The sequence below is a fragment of the Herbaspirillum sp. VT-16-41 genome (assembly GCF_001994935.1).
Classification (GTDB): Bacteria; Pseudomonadota; Gammaproteobacteria; order Burkholderiales; family Burkholderiaceae_D; genus Herbaspirillum; species Herbaspirillum frisingense.
In genome coordinates this window covers 12,776-24,726 of sequence record NZ_MUXB01000168.1, presented here as the reverse complement: position 1 = coordinate 24,726, position 11,951 = coordinate 12,776, and the positions used below count along the sequence as shown (strand labels likewise).

10 protein-coding genes are annotated in these 11,951 nt (G+C 63.0%); 3 read left to right on the top strand and 7 right to left on the bottom strand.

Annotated elements, in window-relative coordinates:
- Positions 1-114: 114 nt before the first annotated feature.
- The 7 genes from BTM36_RS24600 to BTM36_RS28125 all read right to left on the bottom strand — a co-directional run bounded on the left by BTM36_RS24600 (position 115) and on the right by BTM36_RS28125 (position 8,507).
- On the bottom strand, positions 115-996 hold the full coding sequence (locus BTM36_RS24600) for a carbohydrate ABC transporter permease (RefSeq protein WP_006462792.1): 882 nt from the start codon (positions 994-996) through the stop codon (positions 115-117).
- Positions 996-1,895: a carbohydrate ABC transporter permease gene (locus BTM36_RS24595; RefSeq protein WP_077238321.1), complete on the bottom strand. Its 900-nt coding sequence runs from the start codon at positions 1,893-1,895 to the stop codon at positions 996-998. The genes BTM36_RS24600 and BTM36_RS24595 overlap by 1 nt, the downstream gene beginning before the upstream one ends.
- Positions 1,896-2,065: 170 nt before the next feature.
- Positions 2,066-3,397 (bottom strand): ABC transporter substrate-binding protein, encoded by a 1,332-nt coding sequence (locus tag BTM36_RS24590; protein ID WP_006462790.1) that lies wholly within the window; start codon positions 3,395-3,397, stop codon positions 2,066-2,068.
- A 139-nt stretch (positions 3,398-3,536) separates the two neighbouring features.
- Positions 3,537-4,622 carry an ABC transporter ATP-binding protein gene (locus tag BTM36_RS24585; RefSeq protein ID WP_077238320.1) on the bottom strand — a complete coding sequence of 362 codons (1,086 nt, stop codon included), beginning with the start codon at positions 4,620-4,622 and terminating at the stop codon, positions 3,537-3,539.
- A 208-nt stretch (positions 4,623-4,830) separates the two neighbouring features.
- Complete coding sequence (locus BTM36_RS24580) at positions 4,831-5,790, bottom strand: C-terminal binding protein (RefSeq protein WP_077238319.1); 960 nt, start codon at positions 5,788-5,790, stop codon at positions 4,831-4,833.
- A gap of 276 nt (positions 5,791-6,066) precedes the next feature.
- Positions 6,067-7,803 carry an IlvD/Edd family dehydratase gene (locus tag BTM36_RS24575; RefSeq protein WP_077238318.1) on the bottom strand — a complete coding sequence of 579 codons (1,737 nt, stop codon included), beginning with the start codon at positions 7,801-7,803 and terminating at the stop codon, positions 6,067-6,069.
- Positions 7,804-7,940: 137 nt separating this feature from the next.
- A complete protein-coding gene (locus BTM36_RS28125; RefSeq protein WP_139347281.1) occupies positions 7,941-8,507 on the bottom strand; it encodes a hypothetical protein in 567 nt (188 codons plus the stop codon).
- 334 nt (positions 8,508-8,841) lie between these two features.
- Here BTM36_RS28125 and BTM36_RS24565 point away from each other — a divergent pair, with 334 nt between their 5' ends.
- The 3 genes from BTM36_RS24565 to BTM36_RS24555 all read left to right on the top strand — a co-directional run bounded on the left by BTM36_RS24565 (position 8,842) and on the right by BTM36_RS24555 (position 11,938).
- Positions 8,842-9,825 carry a tripartite tricarboxylate transporter substrate binding protein gene (locus BTM36_RS24565; RefSeq protein WP_077238317.1) on the top strand — a complete coding sequence of 328 codons (984 nt, stop codon included), beginning with the start codon at positions 8,842-8,844 and terminating at the stop codon, positions 9,823-9,825.
- Between the two features lie 73 nt (positions 9,826-9,898).
- On the top strand, positions 9,899-10,432 hold the full coding sequence (locus BTM36_RS24560) for a tripartite tricarboxylate transporter TctB family protein (RefSeq protein WP_006462784.1): 534 nt from the start codon (positions 9,899-9,901) through the stop codon (positions 10,430-10,432).
- A gap of 9 nt (positions 10,433-10,441) precedes the next feature.
- Positions 10,442-11,938 carry a tripartite tricarboxylate transporter permease gene (locus BTM36_RS24555; protein ID WP_077238316.1) on the top strand — a complete coding sequence of 499 codons (1,497 nt, stop codon included), beginning with the start codon at positions 10,442-10,444 and terminating at the stop codon, positions 11,936-11,938.
- The last annotated feature ends 13 nt before the right edge of the window (positions 11,939-11,951 follow it).

Here is an 11,951-nt window from a genome sequence, read left to right as displayed (position 1 = left end):
GGTAGCAAGAGCTTTTCCCGGGGCAGCCCTCCAGCATTGATCCAATGATTCGATGCTGGAGGGCGGCTCTTCTTTTTGGCAATGCTATTTCTAGCAGTTGGCGCTACCGCAACACTACTCCTTCACCGCCCCCGTCATCCCCGAGACGTAATACTCCACGAAGAAGGAATACACCACCGCCACCGGTAGCGAGCCCAGCAGGGCGCCGGCCATCAGGGCGCCCCAGTGGTAGACGTCGCCATCGACCAGCTCGGTGACGATGCCCACCGGTACCGTCTTCACTTCGGATGAAGAGATGAAGGTCAGGGCGTAGATGAACTCGTTCCACGACAGCGTGAAGGCGAAGATGCCGGCCGAGATCAGGCCGGGCACGGCCAGCGGGAGGATGATCTTGACCAGGATCTCCCAGCGGGTGGCGCCGTCGATGAGCGCGCACTCTTCCAGCTCATACGGAATCGAGCGGAAGTAACCCATCAACAGCCACGTGCAGAACGGGATGAGGAAGGTCGGGTAGGTCAGGATCAGCGCCCAGCGGGTGTCAAACAGGCCCAGCTTGAACACGATCGCCGCCAGCGGGATGAACAGGATCGAGGGCGGGATCAGGTAGGCCAGGAAGATGCCCAGGCCGACCTGCTTGGAACCCTGGAAGCGCAACCGTTCGATCGCATAGGCAGCAAAGACGCTGGCTGCCAGCGAGGCGAAGGTCGACACCACCGAGACGATCACCGTGTTCAGCAGCCAGGCCGGATACTGGGTGTCGAACAGCAGCTTCTTGAAGTGCGCCAGGGTCGGTGCCACCACCCAGAAGGGATTGCCGGTCTGGGAGAGCAGTTCGCCGTCAGGCTTGAAGGCGGTGATCACCATCCAGTAGAACGGGAACAGCAGCACGAACAGGAAGATCAGCAGCGGGATGTAGATCGTCACCCAGCGGCGCGGTGTCGATTGCAGGAAATCCATGCCCTGGGTTTCCTGTTGGTCGTCTTTTTTCTTGGCCATTATTTGTCACCTCCTTGTTGCCAGCCGCGACGTTGCAGGCCGAAGTACGAGAACATGATCGCTGCCAGCAGGAACGGGATCATGTAAGTAGCCATCGCCGCACCTTCACCCAGGGCACCACCGGGGATCGCGCGCTGGAACGACAGCGTGGCCATCAGGTGGGTGGCATTCAACGGACCGCCGCGGGTCAGCACGTAGATCAGCTGGAAGTCGGTGAAGGTGAACAGCACCGAGAAGGTCATCACCACCGCGATGATCGGGGTCAGCAGCGGCAGCGTCACGTGGCGGAACTGCTGCCAGGGCGTGGCGCCGTCGATGGCGGCCGCTTCATACAGCGAAGGCGAGATGGTCTGCAGCCCGGCCAGCAGCGAAATGGCCACGAACGGGATACCGCGCCAGACGTTGGCAAAGACGGTGGACCAGCGCGCATTCCAGGGGTCGCCCAGGAAGTCGATGTAGTGGTTGATCAGGCCCATCTTGGTCAGCGCCCAGCTGATGACGGAGAACTGCGCGTCATACAGCCACCAGAACGCCAGCGCCGACAGCGCGGTCGGCACGATCCAGGGCAACAGCACGATGGCGCGGAAGAAGGTCTTCAGCGGCACGTTCTTGTTGAGCAGGATGGCCAGCCACAGGCCCAGTGCGAATTTGAGGATACTGGCGCTGACCGTGTAGAACACGGTGTTGAACAGCGACAGCTGGGCCAGCGAATCGCCGGCCAGGTAGGTGAAGTTGTCCAGGCCGACGAAGCTGCCTTCGCCACCGATCTTGGTGTCGGTGAAGCCCAGCCAGATGCCCAGTCCCAGCGGGTAGGTCAGGAACACCACCAGCAGGATCACGGCCGGGGCCATGAACAGCATGCCCAGTACGTTACGGTTGTTCAGGAATCGGGATAGCATGATTTGCCTCGATGAAAGGGCCGCAGGACAGGCCTGCGGCCGATACGGTGTTCGCTTCTGGTGATGGCCGGACGCCGTCGCGCCGGGTCGGCAGGCCCTGACAACCTGCCCCTTGCCCGCTGTCCCGAGGGAACCCGGCGCGGCGCCGTCCCGCCATCATGCCGTCGGCATCAAGCCTTGTAGTAGCGCTTGGCGCGTTCGGCGGCGCGGTCGATGGCCTGCTGCACGGTCTTGGAACCGCTGGCAGCTTCGGCCACCATGTCCACCACCACGTAGTCGGCCATGCAGGCGGCCGAGGCTTGTCCCAGCGGGCCTTCGTGACCGTGGTCCAGCATCAGCGAGGCCGAGTCGCGGTAGACGGTGGCCTTCGGGTCTTCGGTCCAGATCGGGTTCTTCTCGTAGGCCTTCAGCGGCTGGCTGACGTAGCCGATGGAGGCCTTCATCCACGGGTTGTACTGGTCCGGCTCGAACATGAATTGCACGAAGGCCTTGGCGGCATTGGGGAACTTGGTGTGCTTGAACACCATCATCTGGGTGATCTGCATCAGCTCGGTGGGCTTGCCGGCCGGGCCGATCGGGAAGTGCGCGTGCTGCGTATCCTTGCCGATGTCCTGCATCTTCGGATCGGTGGAGTTCTTGGCCGCGTAATAGACCGAGATGCCGTTGGCGGTCATGCTGATCTGGCCGTCCAGGTAGGCCTTGTTGTTGGACGGGTCCTGCCAGGACAGGGTGCCGGGTACGAAGGTGGCGTACAGCTGCTTGGCGTATTCGAGTGCGGCACGGGTCTCGGGCGAGTTGATGGCGACCTTGCCGCTCTTGTCGACCAGCTTGCCGCCGTGCGACCACAGCAGCCAGTGCGCCCAGTTGTTGGCATCACCCACGGCCTTGCCGAGAGCGAAACCGACCGGGGTGTCCTTGGCCTTCAAGGCCTGGCACAGCTTCAGGAAGCCGGCGGTGTCCTTGGGGATGGCGTCGAAGCCGGCGGCCTTGATCTGGCTTTCGCGATAGACCAGGGCATTGCCGATCACGCCCAGCGGCAGGGCGATCCACTTGCCGTCCTTGGTGCCGTACTTGCGGCAGACGTCGTACCAGCCACCATAGCGCTTGCCCAGCGAATCGGCCAGGTCGGTCATGTCGATCAGCTTGGTCGGATACTGCTGCGGGTCGTCGAACCAGCCCAGCACGATGTCCGGGCCGCTGCCCACGTTGGCGGCCACGGCCGACTTCGGACGCACGTCTTCCCAGCCTTCGCTGTCGGTACGCACGGCCACGCCGGTCAGTTCGGTGAATTTCTTGACGTTGGCGTTCCACAGGTCTTCGTCACCCTGGACGAAGCGCTTCCAGCGCAGCACGCGCAGGGTCGCACCTTGTTCGATCGGGTACTTGATGCTGTCGGCGCCGGCAGCGCCGGGGCCGGCGGCAAAGGCATTGACGCCCATGCCGGAAGCGGCCGCTGCGGCCGCACTGGTGACCAGGAATTCGCGTCGTGTCAGCTTGCTCATGTCTCCTACTCCTTCGGTTGAAAGTCGAATTGGACCGCTGTCGGATCGCGACGGAATCGCTCCCCTGCGGATGGACTCTTGTTCTTCTGATGCTGCGCTACTGGTGTTGCCTGGGTACTGCGGTAATGGAGCTTGCGGTTCAGCGGGCCGCCAGCGACTTGCCCGATTCGGCGTCGAACAGATGCGTGCGGCCATGGTCCGGGACCAGGTGGATCAGGTCGCCGGCGCCGAAGTCATGGCGTTCGCGGAAGATCGACGTCAGGCTGGTTTCGCCAAAGCGCGAGAATACTTCTGTATCGGCGCCGGTCGGCTCCACCACGATGACCTTGGTGGCGATGCCCTGGCCGGCGCCACCGATGGAGAGGTGTTCGGGACGCACGCCATAGGTGACCTTCTGGCCATCGCTGCCCTGCAGTGCGCTGCCGTAAGGGGCCGGTACGCGGGTGCCGTCGGCGAACTCGACCTCGGCCGCGCCGCCGGTCTTGCGCAGCGTGGCGGGGATGAAGTTCATGGCCGGTGAGCCGATGAAGCCGGCCACGAACAGGTTGGCCGGGTGGTCGTACAGGTCCAGCGGACGGCCGCGCTGTTCCACCAGGCCATCCCGCATGACCACGATCTGGTCGGCCATGGTCATGGCTTCGATCTGGTCGTGGGTCACATAGATGGAAGTGGTCTTCAAGCGCTGGTGCAGTTCCTTGATCTCGGTGCGCATCTGCACGCGCAGCTTGGCGTCGAGGTTGGAGAGGGGTTCGTCGAAGAGGAATACCTGCGGATCGCGCACGATGGCACGACCCATCGCCACGCGCTGGCGCTGGCCACCGGAGAGCTGGCGCGGGTAGCGGTCCAGCAGCTGGTTCAGGCCGAGGATGTCGGCGGCCTTCTTGACGCGCTCATCGACGAAGGACTTGTCCTTCCTGGCCAGGGTGAGCGAGAAGGCCATGTTGTCGCGCACCGTCATGTGCGGGTAGAGCGCGTAGTTCTGGAACACCATGGCGATGTCGCGGTCCTTGGGCTGGACGTTGTTGACCACCGTGCCGCCGATCAGGATTTCGCCGCCGGTGATCTCCTCCAGCCCGGCCAGCATACGCAGCAGTGTCGACTTGCCGCAGCCGGAAGGGCCGACCAAAACCGTGAATTCGCCATCGGCGATATCGATGTCGACGCCCCGGATGATCTGGGTGCTGCCGAACTGCTTCTTGACTGCGCGAATCTGTACTGATGCCATCAAATGCTCCTCGTGTGTATCCTCGTATCGACGCTGCGGAACCGGTTCCAGGCGGAGACGGCCACAACGCACTTTGTTCATGCACACCCTGCTCGGGCATGTGGAGGATCTGGTCGATCCTCCTTTTTTTTCTGTTTTCTACACTGATGCATCGCCGGCTGGCGGCCGGCGATGGTGCTGCATTGGCGCCCCGTGGCGGGGTTGATGATTATGGATTCTTGCCAGCGACGACCACGTAGGAGGGCCGTCCGTTGCGGTCCCAGTCGATCAGGTTCTGGGCCGCCTTGCGCCGCAGTTCGCGCGCTGCGACATCGGAGAAGAATGCCGCGTGCGGCGACAATAGCACACGTGGATGCTGGACGATAGCCGCCGATGTCTCGGGTGGTTCGACCGGCAACACATCCAGCGCAGCGCCCTTGAGCTTGCCGTTTTCCAGTGCCGCCAGCAGGTCGTCGATCTTGATCAGGCCACCGCGTGCGGAGTTGACCAGGTAGCTCTGCGGTTGCAACAGGTTCAGCAGCGAGGCGTCGATCATGTTGCGCGTTTCATCGTTGAGCGGCGTGTGCAGCGAGACCACATGGGCCTGGCGGAACAGTTCCTCGCGGCCGACGCGCTCCACGTAGGCGGGGAAGTCGCCGTCGATGATGTAGGGGTCATAGGCGATCACGCGCTTGAAGAGATTGCGCGAGATATGCGCCATGCGCTTGCCGATGCGACCCAGGCCGATGATACCGATGGTGAGGTCGGAGGCGCGCGGGATGATGCCGGCCGTGGTGTAGTGCCATTCACCGGCCTTGACGGCACGGTCATAGACGGTGATGTTGCGGATCAGGTCCAGCGCCATCGCCAGGGCATGGGTAGAGACTTCGCCCACGCCATAGTCGGGCGAGTTGGCAACCCAGACGCCGTGCTGCGCGGCGTCGGCGGTGTTGATGGTGTCGAAGCCGGCGCCATAGCGGCTGGCGATGCGGATTTCAGGACGTGCCGCGAACACCTTGGCGTTCACCGGTGCGTATTGCACCAGCAGGCCCTGGCAGCCCTCGGAGGCGGCGATCACCTCGTCTTCGGTGCGGCATTGTGCGGTCACGACTTCCACACCGGCCTCCTTGTAGAGCGCCAGCTCCAGGTCGACATCGGGGAAATCGTAATCGGTAATCAGTACTTTCATTGCTCGTCTCCGTGATGGTTGTCTTGGTCCACCTGATGCAATTACTTCCTGGAGCATGGCCGCCGCTTGTGTGGCTGTACCGTGATCCCGGGTACGACTGATGCTGATATTAATGTGCTGCTAATGCTGATTGAGTTGTCGTTAATCCTTGCTTAATGACGCTCGATGATGCTCGATGTTGCTTCAGGTGGAGTTCGCTGCAATCGGGTTTCTTGAAAAAAATCCTTGCTGCCCGCGTCCCGGCCAGCCAGCCGGGACGCGGATCGTTCTGCTTGCCTAGTGGTTATCCTTGGGCACATAGGGGCCGCTCTTGCCGACCAGGAAATCGAGGTCGGCACCCTGGTTGGCCTGCTGCACGTGGTCCACGTAGAGCTTGACCCAGCCACGCTGCATCTGCGGCGGCAGTTCCGGCTTTTGCCACTGGGCGCGGCGTCGCGCCAGTTCTTCCTCCGACACATCCAGGTGCAGCTTGCGGGCTTCCACATCCAGTTCGATGAAGTCGCCGTTCTGCACCAGCGCCAGCGGTCCGCCAGCGGCGGCTTCCGGCGAGACGTGCAAGACCACGGTGCCATAGGCGGTACCGCTCATGCGCGCATCCGAGACGCGCACCATGTCGGTGATGCCTTTACGCAGGACCTTCGGCGGCAGCGGCATGTTGCCGGCTTCGGCCATGCCGGGATAACCCTTGGGGCCGCAGTTCTTGAGCACCAGCACGCAGGTTTCGTCGACGTCCAGGTTCTCGTCGTCGATGCGCTTGTGCAGGTCGTCGCTGTTCTCGAAGACCACGGCGCGGCCGCGATGCTTCAACAGGGCCGGGGTGGCGGCCGAGGGCTTGATCACGGCGCCATCGGGGGCCAGGTTGCCCTTGAGGATGGCGATGCCGGCAGCTTCCTTGAATGGCTTGTCGAAGGAGCGGATGACTTCCTCGTTCCAGTTCGGCGCGTCCTCGCAGTTTTCCCACAGGGTCTTGCCGTTGGCGGTGAGGGCGGTCTTGTCGATCACGCTTTCCAGCTGGCGGATCACCGCCGGCAGGCCACCGGCATAGTAGAAATCTTCCATCAGGAATTTGCCGGAGGGCTGCAGGTCCAGCAGGCAAGGCAGCTTCTGGCCGATGTCGTCCCAGTCCTTGAGGTCGAGATCGATGCCGATGCGACCGGCGATGGCCAGCAGGTGGATCACCGCATTGGTGGATCCACCGATGGCGGCATTGACGCGGATCGCATTTTCAAACGCCTGGCGCGTCAGGATCTTGGACAGCACCAGATTTTCCTCGACCATCTGCACGATGCGGCGGCCGGCATTGCGGGCCAGTACGTTGCGGCGCGCATCCACGGCGGGAATGGCAGCGTTGTGCGGCAGACCCACGCCCAGCGCCTCGACCATGCTGGCCATGGTGGAAGCGGTACCCATGGTCATGCAGTGCCCATGCGAGCGGTGCATGCAGCTCTCGGCCTCGAAGAATTCTTCCTGCGTCATCTTGCCGGCGCGCACATCTTCCGACATCTGCCACACGCCGGTGCCGGAACCGAGTTCACGGCCACGGTACTTGCCCGAGAGCATGGGGCCGCCGGACACGCCGATGGTCGGCACGTCCACCGAGGCCGCGCCCATCAACAGGGCCGGGGTGGTCTTGTCGCAGCCCATCAAGAGCACCACGCCGTCCAGCGGATTGGCGCGGATCGACTCTTCCACATCCATGCTGGCCAGGTTGCGGTAGAGCATGGCGGTGGGGCGCAGCAGGGTCTCGCCCAGCGACATCACCGGGAATTCCAGCGGGAAGCCGCCGGCTTCCCAGATGCCGATCTTGACCTGTTCGGCCAGGGCGCGGAAGTGCGAGTTGCAGGGGGTGAGTTCGGAATAGGTGTTGCAGATGCCGATCACCGGACGGCCATCGAACTGGTCGTGGGGGATGCCGCGGTTCTTGACCCAGGAGCGGTAGATGAAACCATCGCGGTCCTGGCGGCCGAACCAGGCCTGGCTGCGGCGGGGGGGGTTTTTGGTGTCGTCAGTCATGATCTTCCCTGACAGGCAGGCCGGATTGGGTGGCGCTGCCCGTGCAAATCCATCTGCTGCAGGCCGGATGGGCCTGCAGTGCGTGCAATGCGGTTGGTGCTTGCGTGATGCTTGCGTGCTGCTGCGCGCCGGTCCGGTCAGGACTGGCGCGCGGGGACCGGGTGACTGTCGCCCTGGTCAAAGAAATAGCGGGAAAAATCGATCAGCAAAAAGGCCAGCAGGGACCCGAAGGAAGAGGCGCGATGCAGGGCGCGACGGGCGCGCACGCTGGAAGCCGAGGCGGCGCAGACGCTATGCGCCCAGCCAGCCGAGGTCCTGCGGTTCAGACTCGTTGCTCTGCCTTGGTAAGCCAATGAGATGTCTCCGTTGCCTGAAGCCGCCGGCGTCTGCCGTGGCGGCTGGGTCTGTGCCGTCCGTTCTGCATGCGCTGCGGTCAACGGGTGGAAACCACCTGGGCCAGCCTGCGGATGCGACGTGACTTGTTCGATTGGCTGCGAGTCTATTGCAGCAGGATTTGTTTGGTCAAGTGGTAATACCAGAACGCGGGAAAGCTTTTTCCGCGACACCACACCGGTGCTTTCTGCTGCGCCCCTGCAACATGGGGTGAAATCGGCCATGCGGCTATAAGCCAGTGCTGACAAGGGTTTGCGGCCGGCAAAAAATGTTGCGAAGCACCAAGCATGAATTATTTTGATGCGTTCCATTCATCCTTGACACTGCCGAAGTGATGTGAAATTCTAGGTCCCGCTGGTCAGACCACATTACCTGTCGCTTTCATGCCTGCCTGGATGAAAGACGAATGAAGGACGACGGGAAAGCGTCCAGAACAAACATCCGGCCCGAACCGGAGCATAAGAAAGCAGCAAGGCACCAGGCCTGCACAACGACGAGACAGTCGGAGACATCCAGAAAGCGCATGGACACCATCCTGTCCTGCCGTTTCGGTGCGCTCATGCAGGTCATGCAGCGCCAACGAAAGTCCTTTGCCAAACGTTGGCCGTAACCCAGTGTTAGCCGCAACCGACAACGGAGGAGACGATGCATTTCACCCGCAGAACCCTATTGAAGAGCCTGCTCGCGGCCAGCGCCGCCTGCAGCATGCTGGCCGCGCCGATGGCCTTTGCCGCCTGGCCGGAACGTCCTGTGACCCTGATCGTGCCCTGGGGCGCCGGGGGTGGCACTGATGCCACGGCGCGCATCATCGGCGCCTTGCTGGAAAAAGACCTGGGCCAACCGGTCAACGTGGTCAACCGTACCGGGGGCAATGGTGCAGTGGGCCACCAGGCCATCGCCAGTGCGGCACCGGATGGCTACACCATCGGCATCGCCACCGTGGAAATCTCGATGATGCACCACCAGGGCCTGACCAAGCTGACCCCGCGTGACTTCACGCCACTGGCGCTGATGAATTTCGACCCGGCCGCCCTGACGGTGAGCCACGATTCCCCCTACAAGAATTTCGATGACCTGCTCAAGGCGGTCAAGGCCAATCCGGGCAAGCTCAAGGCCTCCGGCACCGGGCAGGGCGGCATCTGGCACCTCGGCCTGGCGGGCATGCTGAACGACCTGAAGGTGGCGCCCAATGCGGTGCGCTTCGTACCTTCCAACGGCGCGGCGCCGGCCATGGTGGACCTGGCGGCTGGTGGCGTGGATATCGTGGCGGCATCCTTGCCCGAGGCCCGTTCGCTGATCGATGCCGGCAAGGCGGTACCGCTGGTGGTGATGTCCGATGAGCCGGCGGCGCTCTATCCCAAGGTGCCGACCCTGAAGAGCCTCACTGGCAGCACCTGGACCAACGGCGCCTGGCGCGGCATCGTCGCGCCCAAGGGCTTGCCGGCCGACGTGCAGGGCAAGCTCTCGGCCAGCCTGAAGAAGATCTATGAGAGCAAGGAGTACAAGGACTTCATGAGCGGACGTGGTTTCGGCGTGATGTATGCCGATTCGGCCGAGTTCGGCAAGTTCATGGACAAGAGCGACCAGGACATGGGCGCCATCCTGAAGACGCTTGGCATGGCCAAGTAATGCCGCGAGCGCGCCCTGCCTCGTTGAAGGGGGGGCGCGCCGCTGTCGTCGTTTCTTTTCCAGGGTCGTTTCCATGAAAATCAATGATGCCTTGTCCGGACTGCTGGTCGCGCTGTTTGCGGTGGTGCTCTGGATTGCCTCTTCCCGCCTGCCTGCGATGGGGCAGGATATCGGTCCCAACGTGTTTCCGCAGGCGCTGGCCGGCGGCCTGATGATCTGCGCCGTATTGCTGGTGCTGCGCGGCCTGCGTGGCCTGCGCAAGACGCGTTCGTCCCACGGCACCACCATCTCCACGATCTCCACCACCGATGCCGATGACCAGGACGCGCACTGGTTCACGCTGCCGGACTGGTTCGGCAGCCGCCATGCGGTGCTGGCCTTCCTGCTCGTTCCGGCCTCGCTGCTGTTCTACATCTGGGTGTCGGAACCGCTGGGCTTCCTGCCCACCGCCGTGCTGCTGCTGCTGGTACTGTTCCTGACCTTCCGCACCCGTCTGATGGTGGCCGTGCCGGTGGCCCTGGTCAGCGCGCTGATCATTCACACCATCTTCTACAAACTGCTCAAGGTGCCACTGCCCTGGGGCATCCTGACGCCGCTGGCCTGGTAAGGAGACCACATGCTTGCCAATATCTATGCCGCCTTCGGGATGGTGTTCGATCCCTACGTGCTGGCGGTCATCCTCGGTGCGTCCATCTTCGGCCTCTTCATGGGGGCCGTGCCGGGCCTGTCGGCCACCATGGCAGTGGCGCTGCTGGTGCCGGTGACCTTCTTCATGCCGCCGGTGCCGGCCATCGCGGCCATGGTGTCGGCCACGGCCATGGCGATCTTCTCGGGCGATATTCCGGGCTGCCTGCTGCGCATTCCCGGCACGCCCTCGTCAGCGGCCTACACCGACGAAGCCTATGCCATGACCATGAAGGGGCAGGGCGAAATCGCACTCGGCGCCAGCCTGGTGTTCTCGGTCATCGGTGGCCTGTTCGGTACCATCGTCCTGATCCTGGCCGCGCCCGCGCTGGCCGAGCTGGCGCTGAAGTTCTCCTCCTTCGAATACTTCTGGCTGGTGCTGCTGGGGTTGACCTGTGCCATCTTCATTGCGTCCGATAACCCGCTGAAGGGTTTCGTATCGCTGTTCCTGGGCATGTTCATCGCCTCGGTCGGCATGGGCAACCCGGCCGGTGCGCCGCGCTTCACCTTCGATCAGCCCGACCTGCTGGGCGGGGTTTCGCTGGTGCCGCTGATGGTGGGCATGTTCGCCATGTCGGAGGTGCTGCGCTTCGCGGTCTCGCGCGACTTCACCATGAAGGTCGCCAAGAGCGAGGTGGGCAACGTCTTCAAGGGCATGTGGGGCCTGATGGTGAAGTACCCGAAGTCGGTACTGCGCGGCAGCGTGCTCGGTACGCTGGTGGGTGCCTTGCCGGGGGCCGGCGCCGATATCGCGGCCTGGATGTCGTATGCGATGAGCAAGAAGATGTCCAAGGAACCGGAGAAGTTCGGCACCGGCCATCCGGAAGGCATCGTCGAATCGGGCGCGGCCAACAACTCGGCGCTGGCCGGTGCGTGGATTCCGGCGCTGGTGTTCGGCATCCCGGGAGACTCCATCACGGCCATCGTCATCGGTGTGCTGTACATGAAGAACCTCAATCCGGGGCCGATGATCTTCGTCGAAAATCCGGTGTCGATGTATGCGATCTTCCTCGTCTTCATCCTGGCCAACCTGCTGATGCTGCCGCTGGGCTTCTGGTGCATCAAGATGGCCAAGCGTATCCTGTCCATTCCGCGTGGCATCCTGATGCCGCTGATCCTGTTGTTCTGCATCGTCGGTTCCTACGCCACCAACAACAGCGTGACCGATGTGGGCATCATGCTGGTGTTCGGCCTGTTGGCCTATGTGATGGAAGAGAACGGCTTCCCGGTCGCGCCGGCGGTCCTGGGCGTGGTGCTGGGCGGCATGCTGGAAGAGCATTTCGTGACCTCGATGATCAAGTCGGACGGTCAGTTCCTGGCCTTCTTCGAGCGTCCCATCGCCGGCACGCTGGGCGTGATCACGGTGCTGCTGTGGTTGCTGCCGGTGGTGCTCAAGCTGGTGCGCAGGAAGAGCATGGCCGCCGCGTAGGACATTTCAGTTT